Here is a 21183-nt window from a genome sequence, read left to right as displayed (position 1 = left end):
TTCATTTTAAAATAGAGAATTTTTTATATAACTGATTAAAGATAATCATGAACTGTTCTGCTTCAGCTATCGTATTGCTTTCATCTAAACTAACACGAATCGCTGAGGTCGCTAAAGTATCAGGTACCTTCATCCCATGTAACGTGCTGCCAGCTATTTTTTTCCGACTAGAACAAGCACTGGTCGTTGATGTATAAATTTGTTTTTCTTCAAATGCATGAACTAAGACTTCTCCACGAACTCCTTTTAAGGCAAAACATAAAATATGAGGAGCAAAATCAGCTGTTTCCTTTGAAAATACCGTAACATTGGCATACTCTTGTAGGGCTTCGATTAAATATCGGCGAATCGTAGCAGTATGTTCTGGTTTTTCACTTTTTTTATCTGTGTATAAGCGCAATGCTTTAGCCATTGAAACAATTCCTGGTATGTTTTCTGTTCCACTTCGTTGACTATTTTCTTGTCCACCACCATTTAATAAAGGTGCCAATTTACGTCCCTGCTTCCAATAGATAAACCCAATTCCTCTAGGTCCATGAAATTTATGAGCCGAAAATGTAGCAAAATCCACACGAGGTGTCAGCCATTGGTCTTGACTAACTTTGCCAATTGCTTGAACAGCGTCCACATGAAAATGAACTTTTGGATAGTCTGCTAAACAGTCACTAATTGCTTGAATTGGTTGAATTGAGCCTACTTCATTATTTACTGCCATGACGGAAACAAGAATCGTATCTTTTCTAATTAATTTAACTAACTCATCAACTACTACAAATCCGCGTCCATCTACCGGAGCGATAGATAGTTCAAAACCATTTGCTTCTAATTGTCTCGCCGTTTCAGAAACGGCAGGATGCTCAATACTAGAAATAATGATGTGACGACCGAATTCTTTTTTCTCTAATGCTGTTCCTTTTAAAACCCAATTATCACCTTCTGTTCCACCACTCGTAAAATAAATTTCATTTGAACTTACTTGAATTAAATCCGCAATTTGCTTACGTGCCTGCTCTAAGAGGCGATTCGCTTGAATTCCCAAACTATGCAAGCTTGATGGATTACCAATAATTCGCTGACTAGTTTTTACATATGTATCTAAAGCTTGGGGATAAATTGGAGTTGTTGCGCTGTTATCAAAATATATCATCTTAAAAACCTTCTTCTCTTGAAATTCTTTCCTATTATATACTTTCTATTTTAGTAGTTCAACTAAACATTCAAAACTAAATAAAATAAAAGAGCGAGACAACTGTCTCGCCCTAATTAATTAAATTGCATCAAGATTATTGAAGTAAAAATCTTCGATTCTTCTAAATGCACCTGGTTCTACCCGTTCAAGAGCCGTTCCAATTTCATCAAGAGCATCTTGATATCTGTATTCTTTTGAAAACAGTTCTAAACTCTTTTCCATCGCCATACGAATTGCTTCGTGAGTGTGACGGTAACGGTTAGCATATTGCATCATTTGCTCTGTTAATGCTGCAGAGTTTACTAAATCATTTGTTTTCTTATCTAGTAAGTCTAAATCTTCATTACAAAGATCAGATAATTTTTTGATTTCTTCCATATTGATTCGAATTCTATTTAGCGCTTTGCTTAACTCTTCAATACGGTCTGTTGCCACAAAGAAGAATTCTAGATAATCCGCTGGCAATCCAGGTAATCGTTGTTTTTCAACATATCGTTTGATGCTGCGTAAACGAAAATCATATTGATCCACTTTTTCTTGAGCGGCTTTTTCACCTTTACGTAATTCTTTTAATGAATCATCAATTTCAACTTGTTGATTTTCAATATCATCTAATATTTTGTAGCAGTCTTTAAAGAATGCTTGGACTTCCGAAAATGGAATAGTGTGTTCTTTTAATTTTGGTTCGAAATCCTCATAACGACGAATCAACTCTTCGATTTCTGTTTGGAAACCTCTTGAACGACCTAATTCATTATGATTCAAGGTATAACTTTGTGACGTATGATCTAATTCAATCATCAACTGACGATTATTTTTCAAAGCATGAGCGATATAATCACCAACAACTTTATGATTAGTACGAACATATTTCTTCGCATTGATTTCACGTTCCATGATTTCGTACAATGCATCAATTGCATTTGCTGTATCACGATTCGCAACTTCAACAGCATCTACTTCTGTCTTCTCTAAATCAACAGTTGAATTTTTCACGCGTTTTTGTACACGTCTTAATTCATCTTCAAAGTTCTTTTCAGGGAATACATAATGATCTGCAAGCAGACGTTTATATCCTTCTTCGATCTCTTTCAATTGATCAGGGAATGTCCGATTCAGTTCATCATAAAGTGGTGGAATACGCTTCATCACATCATCTAATTCATAGGTGTGACGTTCTGCATTTTCGAGTACTTCACGAGCTTCAATAGGATCTCCTGAAGTATTTAATGTAACAAACTGAGTAAATTCGATTTCGATATTTTTAATTTGTTTTTGCAATTCTGGGTATGCTGAACCGAATTCTGCTTTTTCATCATGAAGTAATTTACTGATCTCTTCGTAAACATCTAATGCTTTTTGCACTTCAAGTGAATTACGTTCTTCACTTTCGCGCAGTTCTTTTAAACCATTACGAATGATTTCAACTTCTGATTCCATTTCAGACATTGTCTGATCAGCCTCAGCAACTGCTTTTTTTGCTTTCATAAAACGGAAGGTTTCATTTAAATTTTCAACTTCAAAAATCTGACTTTCTAACTCTGCAAAAGAACGAGTAGAAATCTCGGTCCAACGCTGATTCCATTCTCTAAAAGTATTCTGACTTTGCCCGACCATGTGCATTCTTTTGACATCGTCTACCTCTTCAATTACTGGTAAGTCGAACAGTTCTTCTTTCCTCTTTTCCAGATCATCGAGTTTCATTTGATTTTTCTTTCTCATAAAATAACCAACTAAATACAAAACAGCTGCGATGATTATTATAGCTAAAACTACGATAATGATCAGATTATTCTTCATTCATGGTTCCTCCGTTTATTAGTCCATATATGATATGTAATAGCTGATAAATAACGAAACCTCTCTTATCTGCCATTACACTATTCTCTTATCTACTTAAAATTCCTTAAAAACACCTACAGAAAATTATATCACAAATCGTGCTATCAAGCACTAACAAATTGTAATTTTTCGAGAAATGTTTTGACTTTGTAATATTAGAACAAATTCATCCCGATTATTAGTTAGTTTAAACGATTTCCTCTGATTATTGCAACTTTTTGCACACATCACTTAATGACTCTATCTGTTCATCAGCTAACTCTTGGTTCATTCCAAAGTGACGATCTTTCAGCGCCCACACAGTTAGCCCAGCATCGTGTGCTGATCGTATCCCCTTTTCAGAATCTTCAATTGCCAAACAAGAACTGGGATACAGACCTAATTTTTGTGCGGTATACTCATAAATTTCTGGTGCTGGTTTACTTTTTTTAAATTGCGATCCGCTAACAATTATATCAAAGTAACTGGTTAATTGTCCGACGTTCAATACATCTTGAATGGCGTTCATCATTGATGATGAGGCCAAACCAATTTTATAGCCTTTTCTTTTAAGAAATTGCAAGACTCTTTTCGCATTTGGGTTGATCGCATCACTGTAATCAATCGGGTGTTCGATTTTATATTGATGATACTTTTCACTTAAGAATGACTCACTATAGATTGTATCATTAACTTGAAGAATCGTCTCCCATAAACTTCGCATATCCGCTCCAATAAATAATGGGATTGGAATCTGTTCAATAGATAAATCGTATTCTTTGAGAAAAGCTTTTCTGCGTTGATAATAAAACTCTTCACTATCAACCAACACGCCATCCATATCGAAAATAATGCCTTCGTATTTTTGCGTCATTTTGGCGCTCCTTTTTTACCTATTCTTATTCAGCTCTACCAGTCTAACAAAACTTTGAAAAAAAATGAAGAAATTTGTTGGGAAATAACGAAAAATAAAGAATATTTGTCCATTTGGTGGTTGCTTTTCATACAATATTTCGGTATTCTTTTACTAATATAATGAAAAAACTATTAAAATTAGGAGTGAAAAAAGTGAAAGTCATAAAATTTGGAGGCAGCTCGCTAGCCTCTGCTACACAATTAGAGAAAGTTTTACAAATCGTAAAAGAAGACGTTTCACGAAAGTTTGTGGTTGTTTCAGCTCCTGGTAAACGTTCTTCAGAAGACATTAAAGTCACTGATTTACTGATTGCATACTATAATGCTTATTTAAATAATGAGAACACAACTGAACTCATAAAAAAAATCGTCGATCGTTATGAAGCAATTTTAGATGAACTTGGGATCAATAAAGACGTTTTGAATGACATTCAACAAGCAATTCAACAGTTGGCGACTTTACCAAAAGAAGATAATCCACATCTTTTGGATGCCTTTTTAGCTAGTGGTGAAGACAACAATGCTAAACTAGTAGCATCTTTTTTCCAGCAACGTGGGTTAAATGCGCGTTATAAAAATCCTTTAGATCTTGGCATCATTGTCTCGGATGAGCCTGGTAATGCTCGTATTTTACCTTCATCTGCTAGTAAAATTAATCAATTTAAAGCCACTGAAGAGATCTTAGTAATTCCCGGCTTTTTCGGTTTCACGGAAGCAGGCGAGATTTGTACTTTTTCCAGAGGTGGGTCAGATATTACAGGATCGATCGTTGCTGCAGGTGTAGAGGCAGATATCTATGAGAATTTTACTGATGTCGATGGCATTTTTGTTGCTCATCCTGGAATCATTCAAGAACCAAAGACAATCAAAGAACTAACTTATCGTGAAATGCGTGAGTTAGCCTATGCTGGATTTGCTGTGCTTCATGATGAAGCTTTGATGCCGGCTTATCGTGCCAGTATTCCTGTAGTTATCAAAAATACGAATAATCCAAATCATCCTGGAACATTAATTACAACTTCTAGAACAATCGAACACGATCCCGTTGTTGGAATTGCTAGTGACCAAGGCTTTGCGAGTATTTATATCAGTAAGTATTTAATGAATAGAGAGTTAGGTTTTGGCCGTCGTTTGCTGCAAATCCTTGAAGAATTAGGCTTAAGTTATGAGCATATGCCTTCTGGAATTGACGACATTTCAATTATTTTAAGGGAACGTCAATTGACGATTGATATCGAAGAAGAATTAATGCAACGTTTAGAACATGAACTTGAACCAGATGAATTGCGGATCACTCATGGGTTGTCAATGCTAATGGTCGTTGGTGAAGGTATGCGTCAGCGAATCGGGGTCATGGCAGACAGTACATCAGCTTTAGCTCTCAACAAGATCAACTTAGAAATGATTAACCAAGGTTCTTCTGAGGTTAGTATCATGTTCGGTATTCGTGAAGATCAGGAGAAAAAAGCAATTCAGGCATTGTACCAGACTTTTTTTGAGGAATAATAGAAACAACGTTTATTTATATAAAATAAAAAAGAAAACTCTACATTAAGAGCTTTCTTTTTTTGTTCACTAATAAAAAGAGATGAATATGGGTCTGTTCTCTGATTAATTGAACTCAGCTACTTTTTTTTGACGGTCCAACTCTGCCTTAATCTTGGGTTCCGGTGCAAAATCCGCTTCCCAGTTATCTGGTTTCAGCACTTTGTGGGTCACTGGATGATAGTGAGGTTTTCCATCGGGAAATAACTTTCCCATGTTGGCTTCATGAACAATAGAAAAAATTTCTGTCGGGTCCACGCCTAATAACGAAAAAGAACCATACGTAAAATACAACAAATCAATCAAAGCATCTACTTGCTCTACCAAAGGATCCATCACTTCTTTTTGCTTATTAAGAACTTTTTCTTCAGCTTGATCAACAGATTCTTTTAATTGTGTTACTAATTTTTTAAAAACTACTGGATTATTATTCGCTGCTCCATATAAAAATTCAACTAATTCTTCAGCTTTAAATCCCGCTCTATCAGCCGCTTGTTTAGCTGAAAATTGAGTTGGAATTTGAGGCTTTCTATTATCGAATTGCTTGTGAAATGCTTCTGTTTTTTCAAACGGATTATCAATTTTCATTGGATTCCTCCTAATCTTAAAAGCTAAACAGGCTCATTTAGCTTTGACTGAAAAATAGAAAAAATTGACTGTGGTATTTTTTGCCATAATTAAATGTTGGAAACTAGCTGATAACACCATAATGCATTAATGCATGATAAATACCATCATCTTCACTATTTTTCGTTACATACTTCGCTGCATTTTTAATTTCTTCCTCTGCATTGCCCATTGCAATACCAAAACCAACACCTCTTAACATTTCTAAATCATTCCAACTATCGCCAAAAGCCATTACTTCTTCTAGTCCAATATCAAAATAATCTGCACATTTTTGAATCCCTACTAGCTTTGATCCTCCTGCTGGAATAATGTCTACTGTATATGGATTCGATCGTGTCAAATGACAATCCGGTAATTCCTCTTTTAAAAACACAGTTTCCGATCTCGGACTTAACAGAACACATTGATAAATCGGCTCTTTCAAAATATCAAGTTCACGATACCGCTGTTCTTTTCTATGAATCGAAAATCGACTAATCAAATTTTTTGTAAGCGTTGTGGGAAAATGCTTTGGTAAAAAACGCACAATTTTTTTTGCCCATTTGTTTTGTCCAAAGCGCATTAATGAACTGCCCTCTAAACTTCGTCTACTGCCAAACATGATTTGACGGTGATAACGATCTGCAAAGGAAACAATTCTATTCAGTGTTTCTTCGGTGAAAGCTTCCTTTCGAATAGTTGTTTCTTTGTTATAAACTAATTGACCATTATAGGTAACAAACACATCAAAATTCAGCTCATCAATTTGTTTCTTTAAGTGAACCGGCCCCCGTCCTGTGGCTATACCGCAGAGGATCCCTTTTGCTTGAGCTTGTGCGATTGCTTGTTTCGTTGATTCCAATGCTTTGGCATTATTATTCACCAATGTGCCGTCGATATCAAAGAAAATTGCTTTTATCATAGTATTCCTTTCCTTGTTTAACCTACTATTTTTATGTTTAAAATAAACCCATTTGTTTTGGATTCAGATTTTCATATTCCAATTTTAGCGCAGCTTTCATTTCTAATAGGTTACCTGCTGCATCACCACCGGAATTGTTATTAAATATTACGCCCACTTCGTTCGTTTCACGAGCTACTTTTTCAACCGCTTCACTCAAATCTTCGATTTCTTCTGAGTTGTAGCGGTATAAGGTTCTTTTTTTGCGCCAATCTTTATCATTTGCCATCCATCCTGCTGCATTTCGTCCATGAAAACGGAACAAAGTAAATTGGTTATTCGTAACAAATGGAAAAAAGGGGACTGGATTTGTCGGAATTTGTGGTTCATCCACAACAACCAATGAAAACTCGTTGTTCTTCATAAAAGATAATGTTTGCTTGATATATTTTGCTGTATACCATGAACCATTTCGTAATTCTATCGCAACGGGAAATCCCGCAAACCATTGGCGGATCTTCTCCAAGTAGTGAACATTTTCTTTTGTACAGCTAAATGTTCCAGAAAACTGAACTAGAAATGCAAAGAGCTTACCGCTTTCAACCATCGGCTCCATACTAGTTAAGAATGCCTCAACCATTTCTTCCTCATTTTGATAATACTGCTGCCATTCTCCCTGACAGCTAATACCGCTATATACTTTCATCACAAAACGAAATCCATCTGGAACCGCCTTCACCCATTCTCTGACCGACTCTTGTTTTGGAATACCATAATAAGCCGTATCCATCTCAACTAGAGGTAGATAACCAGCATATTCATATAATGTTGAACGTTTTTTCCCAGTTAATTTATCATGCTCGTTAAAGGAAGTTAAACCTAATCGAATCATCACGTAGTTTCCTTTCTATTTTTATCAAGCTAGTATTATTGACCTATCATTTGAATAACTATTTTTCTCTTTTATTCTATAACAAAAAAGACCAAGACAAAACAAAAAATTGTCTCGATCTTAAAGTAAAAGCTATTTCAACATAGTTAGTTATTCACTTTTTTTCCACTTCATATTTGCTTCACAGTATGTTTGCCCATCAATTCGAATTTCGTGCCGCGTTGTTTTACCTTCTGGCGTATCAAGCATGTCATAGTGGCTTTCCACTACCTGACCATATTCGACTTCTTTATCGAATTTTACATTAATAAAAGTAGGCTCATTTGTACTCAAAAAATCATACCCTAAAACATCTAGCAGCCAGTTAAAATAGACAGCATTATTTACATGTTGGTTTCCATCAATATCAAAATAGCGTACGCGATACGGCAAAAAATCGCTATTTTCAACTTTTTCGATTTTTTCCCCACGATAAATTTTCGTGATTTTTTCACTTTCATAAGGCTCAATGATTTCAGGCAGCACACTACTCATTTTGCGGTTTTCTTTATCCATTAATACAAATGTGGACTTGATTAGTACACATTCATTTCCTTGTTCATCATGAATCCAAAAGTTACGATAACAGAAATATTTATTATAAGCCATCGCTTGAGTCGTTATAGCAATCTGTTCACCAACCTTGGGTAAACGCGTGATATAGATTTCATAATTGGTAATGACCCAGCCTAGGCCAAACGAAGCAACAAAATCAGCTCCTCTATCTAAAGCGTCGCTTTGTTCCTCAGATGTTTTAATGACTATTGCCAACATGGACGATATTTTCATTCTTCTAGTGATATCTCCATCATAATAGGCAACTTCGTAAGGGCTTGTAAATTTTTTTGCCACCGGATCTCCTCCTTTTTAACTTGAATAGCTGCTTAAATTATACCATAAGACATTGAATCAACGAGAAAAAATAATGTGTAATTAAATTACCCCTAAAATAAGATATATTTTTTAGATAAATATTTTTTTGAATTAAATTTACTAATAATTTTAGTTATTTTTTTTATTTAACAAAAAAACTTTTCAATACCAAAGAGTAAATAACTCTGGTATTAAAAAGTTTTCCCACTATACCTATTTGTTAAAAAAAAAACTCAATTCACTAATTTTTTTACACTATACGTGCCCAGTATTTCCGTATGCAATCACTTCATTTATCAGGTTCAAAAGCGTTTCCATTGTTATCCCTCCAAAAAATTAGTTGATTCTAAAACGATAATACCATACTATTATATAAAACCAGAACTATAACGCTTAAAAAATAGAGGGGAAATATATGAGAATCAAAGGAGACATCATCCGTTTAGTAAGAAAACAAAAAAAATTGTCGCAAGTCACTTTAGCCGCCGGAATTTGTACGCAGGGAACCGTTAGTAATATTGAAAATAAAAACGTTTGCGATAGCCTTGAAATTCTTGATGCCATTTGCAAAAGATTAAACCTCAGTCTTGAAAGTGTATTAGATGATAATGATGAAAAAAAATTAACATCTTTATTGAATCAAGTAGAAGAATTATGTAACACATTTAAGCACAAAGAAGCTTATTCACTTTTAAAAGAAACCACTATTAATGTTTCTGATTTCCAAAATAAGGAGCTAGAAGTTCGTTGGTTCTACTTTATGGGAATCACTAACTTACTTGGCTTCAATAACACAACAGATAGTTTATTTTATTTTTATCGTGCTGATGAACTTGGTGATTCAAATTCTATTTACGCTATTCTTTCTGTCAATAGCTTAGGCATTGTCTATGAAATGGCCAATGAATTAGATAAAGCTCAGGTTTATTATGAAAAATCAATCGATATGCTACGCAAAATGACCATCAAAGTACCTATTGAGGCGACTAAAATTTTCTTTAACACAGCGAAATTTTATTCGTTAACTAAAAATTATAAAACGGCTTATGACTTAGCTTCAGAAGGAATGGCCTTAAATAGATCTTATCAATCATTATACATGTTGGATCTTTTAGCTTATGAAGTAGCTTTCAATAATTTTATGAAATCACCAAACCTAACAGCACCAGACTTTAGCAGTGCTAAAGCTTTTGCAACTTTCAATAATAACCAGAGTTTATTAAATGTGATTAAAAAGGATGAACAATCCTTGCATCGTTAAAATAATTTTTGTAAAAAAGCCATTAATTAGGAGAATGCACTTTGCGTTCTCCTAATTAATGGCTTTTTTATCATTAGAAATCCCCTCACCTAATTAACATATAAACGATAATTGCATATCATTTGAATAATATAAAACAGCATGTTACATTTACCGTTGTAAGCGCTACAAAAAATACTTTTAGGGGGATTTACAATGAAAAAAGCAATGCTGAAAACAGTCCTTACACTTGGTTTACTAGTAGGAGGATTATCCATTTCATCAACTGCTACACATGCTCATGGATATGTTTCATCACCAGGAAGTCGTGCGTACTTTGGTAGCAGCCAAGGCGGAAAAATAAACAAAAATGTGGGTCGTGCAGAGTGGGAACCTCAAAGTATCGAAACAACTAAAAATACCTTTATCCCAGGAAAATTAGCTAGTGCTGGTGTTAGTGGATTTGATCCATTAGATGTTCAAAGTGCTGACCGTTGGTTTAAATCTGATATTACAACAGGTTCACTAGCAATCAATTGGACATTAACAGCCCGCCACAGAACCGCTACTTGGGATTACTATATGACAAAACAAGGTTGGGATCCAAATCAACCGTTAGATATTAAAAACTTTGATTTAATTGGTCGTGTTGATGATAAAGCTACGATTCCTGAAACATCAGTCAGTCACACAGTTACTATTCCAAGTGACCGCAAAGGCTATCATGTGATCTACGCTGTTTGGAATGTTTATGACACAACCAATGCTTTTTATCAAGCGATCGATGTCAACGTAAAATAACAAAAAACTTATACTCAAAGGAGCTAACTATATGAAAATCAAACAATTAATTCCTAGCTTTTTACTACTCTCTGGCGTGATTGTCGGAACTTCACTTGCAACTTCAACTGTGGAAGCTGCTGATTCTGCTAGTGAAATGGTCAGTGTGGCTAATAAAAAAGTTCTTGTCGGTTATTGGCATAACTGGGCCTCTAAAGGAAAAGACGGTTATAAACAGGGAACATCTGCAAATATTTCATTGTCAGAAGTAAATAAAGCTTACAATGTTGTTCCTGTTTCATTTATGAAAAGTGATGGCCTAAGCCGAATTCCTACATTTGCTCCATATAACAAAACAGATGCTGCTTTCCGTCAAGATGTCGCATCCCTTAATAGTCAAGGTCGAGCTGTTTTACTTGCCTTAGGCGGAGCTGATGCTCATATCCAATTACAAAAGGGCGATGAACAAGCCTTCGCTGATGAGATTATTCGTCAGGTGGAAACTTATGGCTTTGATGGACTTGATATTGACTTAGAACAATCAGCAATTACCGCAGGAGATAACCAGACAGTTATTCCAACGGCTTTAAAAATGGTTAAAGACTATTACAAAACACAAGGAAAGAATTTTATCATTACCATGGCTCCTGAATTTCCGTATTTAAAACCTAGTGGTGCATATGAAAAATACATTACTTCTCTAAATGGTTACTACGATTACATTGCACCGCAGTTATACAACCAAGGGGGAGACGGTGTTTGGGTGGATGAAATCAATAAATGGATTCCTCAAAGTAACGATGCTTTGAAATATGAATTTCTCTATTATATGTCTGATTCAATGATCCATGGCACACGGACGTTCTTGAAGATTCCAAATGACAAACTTGTTCTTGGACTTCCTGCTAATGTAGATGGTGCTGGTAGCGGCTATGTAATCGATCCAACAGCTGTTTATAAAGCTCTTGATCAATTAGCTAAAGATGGCAATCCAATCAAAGGTTTGATGACGTGGTCTGCTAATTGGGATATTGGTACAAACGCAAGCGGTGTCTCTTACAACAATGAATTTGCAACAAGATATACGCGTATTTTGCAATAAATAAAAAAAAGAAGGGTATTAGGCAAAAGTAAAAATCACTTTTGCCTAATACCCTAACTGCGAATAAATGGCTGGAGCAGAAGGTATTTAACACTTCTGCCCCAACCTTTTCCTTCATTTGTTTTTTTCCCCACTGCTTACCAATAAATCATCCGTCTTTGTCTTTTTCGTTCGATAAACCCCCTCTTTTCTTAAATGATGGTAAATTGTGGAAATAGAAATGCCACAACGTCTGGAGATTTCATCTGTTGACATATCGGTAGTATGGTACAGATCAAGTGCTTTATTGACTTGATTCACTAGCGGGGGACGCCCCAAAATGACACCATTTTTTTTAGCTGCACTTAATCCTGCCAATACACGTTCACGAATCAATTCAGCTTCCATTTCAGCAAAAGCACCCATGATGGTAAAAAAGAAACGTCCTACAGGTGTTGATGTATCTATATTATTTTCAATACTGACGAAATGAATATTTCTCCGATCAAATTCTTCTAATAAAATCAGCAATTGTTTGGTTCCTCTAGCTAATCGGTCCAACTTAAAAATGACGAATGTGTCTCCTTGTTCCAAAGCATTCAGTGCCTTGTTTAATTCATTGCGAAAGCATTTACGTCCACTTTCGTATTCTTTGAAAATCTCATCGACCCCGTAATCTTTCAATGCCTGCAGCTGAGAATCAAATTTTTGATAATGTGTACTCACACGCATGTAGCCAATAACTGCCATCATACCCTCTCCTTTATTTCCAATACGCTGTATTACTAACTTATACTCATCGGATCAGAATAGATCGAATGGTAGTATCCTTTTAAAGCTAGCAATTCTTCATGTGTACCCTCTTCAACAATTTTCCCTTGATCCATTACTAAAATACGATCGAAATGTTTGACCGTGTTTAAGCGATGAGCCACAATAATACAGGTAAAATCGTAGGTTTTTAAACGATTCATAATAAAGTTTTCTGAAATATTATCTAAGGAACTCGTTGGTTCATCCATTAATAACAGACTTGTTTCTTTCACTAATGCCCGAGCAATCGAAATCCGCTGCATCTGGCCACCAGATAAATTCATCCCACCTTCTGAAATTTGTGTTTCCAATCCTAACGGTAAGTTCATAATGATTTCATCGACTCTCGAATCAAAAATCGCTTGTTCTACTCGTTCATCAGTGGCCTGCTCCTGATTCAAAACAATATTCTCATACAAAGAAGCGTTAAAAATCGTTGGTTTTTGATTGACAATACTAATACAGCTTTTTAAAGAAGCATCATCGATTTGTTTTAGATCAATATCATTGAGTTTAATCTGCCCTGACGTTGCATCATACAACCCAGCCAGTAATTTCAATAATGTACTTTTTCCTGAACCACTCTTACCAACAATCGCCACTTTGTCCCCAGGATTTATTTGAAAAGAAACGGAATGTAGAATATCTTCCTCAAAGTAACTATACTTAAATGAAACATCTTCAACAGTCAAGGACTCGATTCTAGCTATCTTTTCTCCTTCGATGGCTATACGAGGATTGTCTTTTGCTTCTAAAATTTCATTTAACTTACCAAAGTAGGAACGTAGCAGTAAAAACTCTGTATAAGAATCAAAAACCGTTACAATCGGTGCAATAAACGCACCCGATAATGCATTGAAGCTGATCAACTCTCCTAATGTCACTTGACCTTTCGTCACTTGAAATAAGCCTACGTAAATCAACACAATCGGTAAAATAAATTGAATCGATGTTTGAATCGTTCTAACCCATGTGGAAAAGCGGTTTTTCTCCGCTCGTAATGCAATTTGATTTTTGAACTCATTACGCCATTTAGCATAAAATTGATTTTCTGAACCAGAGGATTTGACGGTTTCCATCCCTTCAAAAAGTTCTACTAAAATTCGTTGAACTTTCGATTGAGCAATCAATTCTTTATTGGTGATACTTTGCACTCTTTTAGAGTTGACTACAGAAATTGCTCCCATCATAAATGCGCCGAAGATCGCAATCAACGTTAAATTAAGAGATAAATTGACCATCAAAATCAAATAGATAAACACAAATAAAAAGTCTACTGAAATGGTCAACATCCGTTGACTCATGATTTGTTGAATAATCACACTGAGATTCGCTCGAAAAATTAAATCCCCTGTAGAACGGTTAACAAAAAATCGTAGTGGTAGATGTATAATTTTCTTCATAAAAGCTTTCATCAGTGTTAAATCAAATAAGTTTTCTAAAATGATCAAAACCAAACCCCTAGCAACTTGCAGTAAGTAATATGCAATGAAAAGAATCACAATCGTTGAAGCGATTTGAAGGACATTTGTAACTGCAACATTGGAATTATCAATAATAGTTTGTGTCAATCTAGGAATCGCAATAGTAACCAGTTGAATTAACAGAGTCAAAACAATAAACATAGCAACTTTTGCTCGTTGATTGTTTAAGATCCCCTTTAGAATCCCCCAAGTCGCATTTTTCTTTTTCTTTCGTTGTGTGATGGTGACATCCACATCAGTTAAAATCAGTGCAATATTGGAGAAACTTGCTTGAAATTCTGCTCTTTTAATTTTTTTTCTACCGCTTGATGGATCTAGAATCGTCGCTTCTTTCGCTGTTAACTTTTCTAGCACAATATAATGACGTTCTTCCCAAAAACAGATTGTCGGTGTGGTTTGTTCTTCTAAAATATCAAGATCCAATACTCGAATTGCTTTGGTTTCGATTCCCCTATCTAATAAAATTTGATTTAAATTAGTTAATGTATTGCCTCCTTTGGGCACGCCATATACATCTCGAAGATGGCTTAGTGTTACGTTGTCATCATAATAATTTAAAACCATTGCTGTACAGGCTAACCCACATTCACTATGCTCACTTTGTTCAGTAAATGGTACTTTTTTTGTCAATATGTTTCCCCCTTAATTCTTTAGTAATTCCAAGGTTAGTAAATCAGCTGTTTGCGTAGAATCATGGACACGTAGCAACTGATGACCAATACCAGCTAACCCTGTAAATAAGCCGTATTTAGGAATCGTTGGTAGACCTTCAAACGTATATCGTTCTTTACGAACCTTCTGATTTGATTGATGTATCTTTCTTTGAATCTGCTCTTTTTGTTCATCAGTAGCTAGTGTTGTTTTTCCATATTCAATCAAGAATTCCAAATCACCAAAATTACCATGGCACAAGCAATCGTCTCTTTTCTCTTGATTGATCAAACGTTCTGCCACAATTTGTATTTCTTTAGCTAAGTGAACATCTTCAAAACCGCTAACATACAAATCTAAATAAGCTAAGCCGATCCCTGTAGAACCATAACACCATAAATCATTAACCATTGGCGGATTTGGGCGTAAATCTAACCAACCTTGCTGAATGGGATCAAACGTTTCTCGTTCTTTTACTAAACAAGTCTTAATTAATAACTCTATTTCTGGATCATCCTCAATTTTCAACAAACTATTCGCACTATGAATTACACCTGAATAGCCATGAGCAAATCCTCCTTGAGTGATTTTTGTCAGGTCTAAATCTAAAAGCAATTGCTTGGCGAACCTGAAATATTTTTCTTGAATCGTCAATTGATATAAGTGAACAAACACTTTTATGATCGAGGCTGTACCGCCATTCCAATCATAACTTTCAATAGTTTCCTTATCATAGGCCTCCATATATTTTGCAGCAATCGATTCAGCTGTCTTTAATAATTTAGAGTTTCCTGTGTATTGATAGGTATACAACAATGGATAGACTGCCGCAAAAGAACCGTAAAAAGCTGAAATACTATCTACATAATCCTCTTCTAGTTTCAAGACTAATAACTCGGCTAATTCATAATATTTTTTAAATTGCTGATCCCCAGTCACATGGTATAACTCGCTAAAATACAAGTACATTCCTGTAATACCATCATAGAAATTCTCATTCATAACATTGACAACATAATTATCAGGTGATGTTTCTTCAATATCTTTCCAAGCAATCGAGTCTTCGCCTAAAAATGCAGCTTCTACAATCGCTTCTCCAACAGCCTTAGCGCCATCTAAAAAGTCTCCTTGATGCAGTACCTCTTTTAGTGGAACTGTTTTTTCTTGAAGATCCATCGAATGATACAAACCGAATGATGTTTTTAAGTAATCTAATTGTTCTTCTTCTTCTTTTTTTGAAAAATTCTTTAATTGAGCTACTTCTAGAACAACAGCTTCTTCTTGGTACATATTTGTAATAACTTCTCCTTGACTAGCCACTAAATCACGAGTACTTGTAGGATTAAAGAAAATCGGCACATCGTGTTGCAGCATATCACGTATCTCGTAAGGAACTGGTTTTGAGTTAGAGTAGCCATGCATCCAAAGGTTTTCAAATAGTTTCTCACGCTCGATATAGTCCACCATACATGTTGGATGAGTTGAATAATCTAGTAAATCACCATAACTTTGAGTCGTTTTAATCACATTACGAACAAGACAATCTGAAAAAGTTTTTTCAGCTAAAGTAGCCAACATTTCTTTATTCTCTATAGCAAAGGTAGAGAACTCCTTAAATCCATCAACAATGGTTTCAATGTAAGGCACAAAATCAACTTTTTCTCCTTTGAACAAGGGTATATTTTCTGCTGCATCGGTAATATGTTCTTGGTACATAAATTGCATGTTGACAGAATCAAAGTTAATTAACTTCAGTACTTTATACGGTAACTTCTGCTCACCACCACTTAGGGCACTCAATTGAATACCTTTAGATGCACCTTCCACGTCCGCTTCAGCTCGTTCTTCAAATAGATAGATGGGAACTAAACCACTCATTACTACTGATTCACCGTTTTCTTGCATCACTTTAACGATTGCATTTTCACTATCCGGCATAGGAAAATGATTTTGGATGATTGTTTCAAGATCAATCAATACCGGATATTTACCAAAAGCAAGAACATTCTCTAAATGAAAATCGTTGCCGTTCAGCAAATAAACCAACGCAACAGTTTGTCCAAATTGGCGGTAGTAATGCGTGACTTCTTCTTGCGATAAACATTCAGAGTAAATCAAGCATTCTTCAAATGTATAGTTCTCTTTCACTATTTTTGTGGTCAAATAAAAATCAAATGCTGGATTCATTTTATTGATTGCTTGCACGAATGAGTCAAAACGTTCACCTATCATTAGATTCTTTGGTTTAAAGACAACATCAACCTCATTATTAAAGGTTAGAATCGCTACAGACTTTCCTTGATCATGAGAATCTCCCGCCCCCATTTTCAAACTGGTTAAACTAACAGGGGTTTCTATTTTAAATACCTGCTTCAATTCTTGTTCACTTTCTGCAATTGCTTGGACTAATTCTTGAAAATTGACTAATTGAAAGTTGATTGTTTCCGCATAAAGTCTAGTTAATACTGGATATTGATTGAAGAACTCGACCAGTTTATCTCTGCTACTAAACCGTGACACTAAGTATTGTCTAAATCCTTCTTTTTCATCCACTGATTCTGAAAGAAGCATTTTTTCTTTTTCTACATGCAAATCATAGACAAATGTCCGTAATCCTATGTCCATACATCGGTTGATTACTTCTCCTACATAGATTGATAATGCAGTCTCTTGAACTTGAACCCTAGGGAATTTTGTAATTATTTGTTTTAAGTGCTTCTCAAAATAATCAATATGCATACGTAAGGCATACGTAAAATTCGCTTTTTCTTCATCAAAAACATCTTCTGTTAACTGATCTTCTTGTGATAAAATCTGCTGGGTCGTTTTTATCCACGGTTCTTTAGAGATGCTTTTAAAAATATATTCTTTTTCATTTGACGTTAACGCTTTTATGGCAAAATCAAATCCTTCTTCTGTTAACTCTAATGATTGCAATATTTCTTTAAAGCGTTCATCTGTCACCGTTGTTGGGCGTTTACGCCATTTTTTATAATTTTCAAGTTGACCATTAGAATATGTCAGATGATTGTTTTCATAATATTCTTTTAAAACATCGTATCGTTGTCGGATCGATGTGCCTTTTGCTAAATTTTTAAGCTCCATGCTAAACTCCTTTATTTATGTATAATTTCTTTAGTTAAAAACAAGTGCTAGACAAGGCACCTATCAAGAGGAACTTGTCTAGCAACTTGATTATTTTAAATTACCATCCGCAACATCTTGAAGAGCAGCAGCTATAGCTACATCTTGTAGAGTAGCAGCTTCTTGATGAAGACGAAGATGATGATGAAGACCAACTCCAACCAAAGAAGCTCCCTTGTACTTTATTCATTTCTTCAGGTGTTAATTCCTCGAAAGATTTTCCAACTTTTTTCTCAGCTTGTTTGTTCATAGTGTGTGTTCCTCCTAAGTGTTTTTTGTTGATAATAAATGTGCACTTTTACTATCATATATTTAAAATAGGTCATTTTTAAAACGACCTATCTTAAAACAAGTCTCTTATTCACTTTGACTACCATTTACTCGCTAAATGCGCTCAAATTTTTAGTCTGATAACAGTGAATTTATTTGCTTCAATTTTGAAGCTTGTCGGTTTTGCTTGGATTATAAAGCTCCTTACAACAGGCTCTATTTCATATTCACCTGGTGGTAAGTAAATACTGATCTGTCCAAATGCATTGGTCATTACAGTCGTTGCAAATGCGGCTCCTTTAGTACAAGTAATGCTATATTCCAAGTCTTTTAATGATTGTTTTGTATCATTGCTTGAAAGATAGACTAGGGCGCGTCCTTGCTCTTGTTTTGGTTTATTATAAAAAATTGCTTCTGCAATTTCTTCTACAACAATTTTTTTGGTTTGCACAGTGGCGTCAACTTCATAGCCATCTGGTGCTTTTGTTTCAACGATTTTTACTTCTCCAGCTGGTAAATCAGGAAAGAACAACTCACCTTGCGTATCTGTAATTCCTTTATGGACATTTCCTGCTGAATCAGTTACTTCAAATTCTGCATTTGGTAATACAGTATCTGTTTCAAAACCATCTTCATCTTTTGCATACTTTGTTATTTTCAAACCGCCTAAGTTTTCTTTTTTGATATTTGCGTGTCTGACTTCGGTTATTTTTCCTGATTCAACAGTCACTTCATAGAACGTTGAATCTTGTTCATAACCTGGCGGTGCTTCAATTTCAATAACATAATATTTACCTGGGTCTAAATCACTTAAAAGAATTTCTCCCTTTTCATTTGTCTCATACGTACCTACCAGCTGATTATTGTTGTCATATACTTCAAAAACTGCTCCTTGTAAGTAAACTGTTGGATCCGAATCTTTCACATATTTAATAATCTTTAACGAACCTGCAGTTGGTAGTTCTTCTTTTTTATTGATCACTTCGATTGACGCTGTTCCGCTTGGATCGGTCTTAGACAGTATGATAAATCTTGGTGTTGTATCTAATACATAACCATCTGGGGCTTTTGTTTCAATTACTTTATACGTCCCATATGGTAGATCATTTAACTGGGCAGTCCCTGTTTCATCAGTCGTGATTTTTCCAACCAATTGATCCGCTGCATTGTAGACATCAAACTGCGCATCAGCTAAAAGAGTACCTGCTTCGTCTTTTTTCACTACTTCAAGATTTCCTGTTGTTTTTTCTTTCTTATTCTCAACCGTTATAGTCACGACTCCATTGGGATCGCCTTTGGAAACTTTGACATTTTTCGGTGTTGCATCTAATTCATAACCAGATGGAGCTTTTGTTTCGATTACTGTATAATCTCCAAATGGTAAATCTTTTATCGTGCCAATACCATTAGCATCTGTAGTAATCTTTCCGACCACTTTGCCACTTGCATTGCGGACTTCAAACTCAGCTCCTGATAACAATTTACCTGCTTCGTCTTTTTTCACTACCTCAAGATTTCCTGTTATTTTTTCTTTTTTATTCTCAACAGTTATAGTCACGACTCCATTGGGATCGCCTTTGGAAACTTTGACATTTTTCGGTGTTGCATCTAATTCATAACCAGATGGAGCTTTTGTTTCGACTACTGTGTAATCTCCAAATGGTAAATCTTTTATCGTGCCAATACCATTAGCATCTGTAGTAATCTTTCCGACCACTTTGCCACTTGCATTGCGGACTTCAAACTCCGCTCCTGCTAACAATTTACCTGCTTCGTCTTTCTTAATTACTTTCAGGGCACCTGTTGTGATTTTTTTCTTATTTACTATGGTAATACTTGCCTTACCATTTGGACTGTCTTTAGATAAGGTAATTGGTTTCCATGTTTGATCTAATTCATAGCCTTCTGGAGCCATATATTCCACTACATTGTATGTGCCATATGGTAAGTTTGTTACTGTCGCTACTCCATTGGCATTAGTTGTAACTTGTCCAACTACCGTATTACTACTGTTAACAACAAAAAATTGTGCACCAGCTAATAATTTTCCTGTTTCATCTTTTTTTATTATCTCTATGCTACCTTTTGTAATTATTTTTTTATTAGAAATAATAATACTTGCTACTTTATTTGGTGATAAAGCAGATAGAGTAACATATTTTGGTGTTGCATCTAATTCGTAGCCAACGGGTGCTTTGACTTCAATTAATTTATATGTGCCATAAGAAAGATTTCCCAATGTGGCTACCCCGTTGATATTCGTCGTAATTCTTCCTACAAATTGATTATTCGAATTATAAACATCAAATTGCGCTCCCGCTAAACGCTGATTATTACCATCTGTTTTAACGACTTGAAGACTGCCTTTTTGGTTGGGTAATGGTGTATTACATTTAGTTAGACAAACCACTTGGCCGGGTACAAAAACACTAAAACGCATTACAGCATTCTCTAACTGATAGCCAGTTGGAGCTTTCGTTTCTCGAATAGAATAATTGCCTAGCGGTAATGTTCTAGTCTCAGCAATACCGTCGTATCCAGATTGAATCACTTGTACAGCTCGATTCCATCTATTATAAATAGTAAACTGTGCCCCTGATAACCTTGCTTTAGTCTGTCCATCATACTTAATCACTTGAACTCCGCCACATGATACTGGAGAGAAAAATCGAGGTGATAGACTTCTTGACATTGAAATTCTTGATTGCAAGTTTGACATATAATCATTTGCCATCACACTTCCATTTTTATCATCGTTCACAACCGAAGAAGTTGACCACGATGGATTATTCCCCTGAGTTGCTTCTACTACTCTCCCACCGAGCGATGTGATAGCTAATACCATTAAAACCAAGGATAAAAATAAGTAAATAATTTTCCGTTTCATATTAATAAAGCTCCCCTAACAAATTTGATTTTTGAATCTTCTAAAAACT

The 21183-nt window shown here is 35.3% G+C and carries 16 protein-coding genes; 4 read left to right on the top strand and 12 right to left on the bottom strand.

Annotated features, from left to right (window positions below; all coding sequences use genetic code 11):
* Window position 1 precedes the first annotated feature (1 nt).
* The 3 genes from BCR23_RS14040 to BCR23_RS14030 all read right to left on the bottom strand — a co-directional run bounded on the left by BCR23_RS14040 (window position 2) and on the right by BCR23_RS14030 (window position 3884).
* On the bottom strand, window positions 2–1147 hold the full coding sequence (locus BCR23_RS14040; RefSeq protein ID WP_069636122.1) for a cysteine desulfurase family protein: 1146 nt from the start codon (window positions 1145–1147) through the stop codon (window positions 2–4).
* 120 nt (window positions 1148–1267) lie between these two features.
* On the bottom strand, window positions 1268–2989 hold the full coding sequence (gene ezrA, locus BCR23_RS14035) for a septation ring formation regulator EzrA (protein WP_069636121.1): 1722 nt from the start codon (window positions 2987–2989) through the stop codon (window positions 1268–1270).
* Window positions 2990–3236: 247 nt separating this feature from the next.
* Entirely contained in the window at window positions 3237–3884 is a 648-nt protein-coding gene (locus tag BCR23_RS14030) for an HAD family hydrolase (RefSeq protein ID WP_069636120.1), read from the bottom strand.
* Between the two features lie 194 nt (window positions 3885–4078).
* Between BCR23_RS14030 and BCR23_RS14025 the strand changes: the two genes are divergently transcribed.
* Window positions 4079–5431 (top strand): aspartate kinase, encoded by a 1353-nt coding sequence (locus BCR23_RS14025; protein WP_069636119.1) that lies wholly within the window; start codon window positions 4079–4081, stop codon window positions 5429–5431.
* Window positions 5432–5536: 105 nt separating this feature from the next.
* On the opposite strand, the gene BCR23_RS14020 is transcribed toward BCR23_RS14025, so the two are convergent.
* The 4 genes from BCR23_RS14020 to BCR23_RS14005 all read right to left on the bottom strand — a co-directional run bounded on the left by BCR23_RS14020 (window position 5537) and on the right by BCR23_RS14005 (window position 8763).
* The gene (locus BCR23_RS14020) at window positions 5537–6058 is read right to left on the bottom strand and encodes a pyrophosphohydrolase domain-containing protein (protein ID WP_069636118.1); all 522 of its coding nucleotides are present in this window, start codon (window positions 6056–6058) and stop codon (window positions 5537–5539) included.
* A 103-nt stretch (window positions 6059–6161) separates the two neighbouring features.
* Complete coding sequence (locus BCR23_RS14015) at window positions 6162–7001, bottom strand: Cof-type HAD-IIB family hydrolase (RefSeq protein ID WP_069636117.1); 840 nt, start codon at window positions 6999–7001, stop codon at window positions 6162–6164.
* A 37-nt stretch (window positions 7002–7038) separates the two neighbouring features.
* The gene (locus BCR23_RS14010; RefSeq protein ID WP_069636116.1) at window positions 7039–7872 is read right to left on the bottom strand and encodes a DUF72 domain-containing protein; all 834 of its coding nucleotides are present in this window, start codon (window positions 7870–7872) and stop codon (window positions 7039–7041) included.
* Between the two features lie 150 nt (window positions 7873–8022).
* On the bottom strand, window positions 8023–8763 hold the full coding sequence (locus tag BCR23_RS14005) for an acyl-ACP thioesterase domain-containing protein (protein ID WP_069636115.1): 741 nt from the start codon (window positions 8761–8763) through the stop codon (window positions 8023–8025).
* Window positions 8764–9199: 436 nt separating this feature from the next.
* Between BCR23_RS14005 and BCR23_RS14000 the strand changes: the two genes are divergently transcribed.
* From BCR23_RS14000 to BCR23_RS13990, 3 genes are all read left to right on the top strand, one after another.
* Complete coding sequence (locus BCR23_RS14000) at window positions 9200–10045, top strand: helix-turn-helix transcriptional regulator (protein WP_069636114.1); 846 nt, start codon at window positions 9200–9202, stop codon at window positions 10043–10045.
* Window positions 10046–10240: 195 nt separating this feature from the next.
* Complete coding sequence (locus BCR23_RS13995) at window positions 10241–10825, top strand: lytic polysaccharide monooxygenase (protein ID WP_069636113.1); 585 nt, start codon at window positions 10241–10243, stop codon at window positions 10823–10825.
* A 31-nt stretch (window positions 10826–10856) separates the two neighbouring features.
* Complete coding sequence (locus BCR23_RS13990) at window positions 10857–11906, top strand: chitinase (protein WP_069636112.1); 1050 nt, start codon at window positions 10857–10859, stop codon at window positions 11904–11906.
* A 114-nt stretch (window positions 11907–12020) separates the two neighbouring features.
* Here the strand turns inward: BCR23_RS13990 and BCR23_RS13985 are convergent, their stop codons facing one another.
* The 5 genes from BCR23_RS13985 to BCR23_RS13970 form a co-directional block, all read right to left on the bottom strand.
* Window positions 12021–12635 carry a recombinase family protein gene (locus tag BCR23_RS13985; protein WP_069636111.1) on the bottom strand — a complete coding sequence of 205 codons (615 nt, stop codon included), beginning with the start codon at window positions 12633–12635 and terminating at the stop codon, window positions 12021–12023.
* 35 nt (window positions 12636–12670) lie between these two features.
* Window positions 12671–14812 carry a peptidase domain-containing ABC transporter gene (locus BCR23_RS13980; RefSeq protein ID WP_069636110.1) on the bottom strand — a complete coding sequence of 714 codons (2142 nt, stop codon included), beginning with the start codon at window positions 14810–14812 and terminating at the stop codon, window positions 12671–12673.
* Between the two features lie 12 nt (window positions 14813–14824).
* The gene (gene lanM, locus BCR23_RS13975; protein WP_069636109.1) at window positions 14825–17938 is read right to left on the bottom strand and encodes a type 2 lanthipeptide synthetase LanM; all 3114 of its coding nucleotides are present in this window, start codon (window positions 17936–17938) and stop codon (window positions 14825–14827) included.
* A gap of 100 nt (window positions 17939–18038) precedes the next feature.
* Window positions 18039–18227, bottom strand: coding sequence for a mersacidin family lantibiotic (locus tag BCR23_RS14850; RefSeq protein WP_205688509.1), 189 nt, complete (start codon window positions 18225–18227; stop codon window positions 18039–18041).
* Window positions 18228–18371: 144 nt separating this feature from the next.
* Window positions 18372–21134, bottom strand: coding sequence for a SpaA isopeptide-forming pilin-related protein (locus BCR23_RS13970; RefSeq protein WP_069636108.1), 2763 nt, complete (start codon window positions 21132–21134; stop codon window positions 18372–18374).
* Between the last annotated feature and the right edge of the window lie 49 nt (window positions 21135–21183).

The organism is Enterococcus quebecensis (assembly GCF_001730365.1).
Taxonomy (GTDB): Bacteria; Bacillota; Bacilli; order Lactobacillales; family Enterococcaceae; genus Enterococcus_L; species Enterococcus_L quebecensis.
Note: the sequence above shows the minus strand (reverse complement) of the source record. Positions and strands in the feature narration are given on the sequence as shown.

Excerpts from the sequence above, each read along its gene's own strand:
- BCR23_RS13995 (WP_069636113.1), top strand. The coding sequence starts at position 10,241 with ATGAAAAAAGCAATGCTGAAAACAGTCCTTACACTTGGTTTACTAGTA.
- BCR23_RS13990 (WP_069636112.1), top strand. The coding sequence starts at position 10,857 with ATGAAAATCAAACAATTAATTCCTAGCTTTTTACTACTCTCTGGCGTG.
- BCR23_RS14000 (WP_069636114.1), top strand. The coding sequence starts at position 9,200 with ATGAGAATCAAAGGAGACATCATCCGTTTAGTAAGAAAACAAAAAAAA.
- BCR23_RS14850 (WP_205688509.1), bottom strand. The coding sequence starts at position 18,227 with ATGAACAAACAAGCTGAGAAAAAAGTTGGAAAATCTTTCGAGGAATTA.
- BCR23_RS14030 (WP_069636120.1), bottom strand. The coding sequence starts at position 3,884 with ATGACGCAAAAATACGAAGGCATTATTTTCGATATGGATGGCGTGTTG.
- BCR23_RS14040 (WP_069636122.1), bottom strand. The coding sequence starts at position 1,147 with ATGATATATTTTGATAACAGCGCAACAACTCCAATTTATCCCCAAGCT.
- ezrA (WP_069636121.1), bottom strand. The coding sequence starts at position 2,989 with ATGAAGAATAATCTGATCATTATCGTAGTTTTAGCTATAATAATCATC.
- BCR23_RS14010 (WP_069636116.1), bottom strand. The coding sequence starts at position 7,872 with ATGATTCGATTAGGTTTAACTTCCTTTAACGAGCATGATAAATTAACT.
- lanM (WP_069636109.1), bottom strand. The coding sequence starts at position 17,938 with ATGGAGCTTAAAAATTTAGCAAAAGGCACATCGATCCGACAACGATAC.
- BCR23_RS14015 (WP_069636117.1), bottom strand. The coding sequence starts at position 7,001 with ATGATAAAAGCAATTTTCTTTGATATCGACGGCACATTGGTGAATAAT.
- BCR23_RS14020 (WP_069636118.1), bottom strand. The coding sequence starts at position 6,058 with ATGAAAATTGATAATCCGTTTGAAAAAACAGAAGCATTTCACAAGCAA.
- BCR23_RS13985 (WP_069636111.1), bottom strand. The coding sequence starts at position 12,635 with ATGGCAGTTATTGGCTACATGCGTGTGAGTACACATTATCAAAAATTT.
- BCR23_RS13970 (WP_069636108.1), bottom strand. The coding sequence starts at position 21,134 with ATGAAACGGAAAATTATTTACTTATTTTTATCCTTGGTTTTAATGGTA.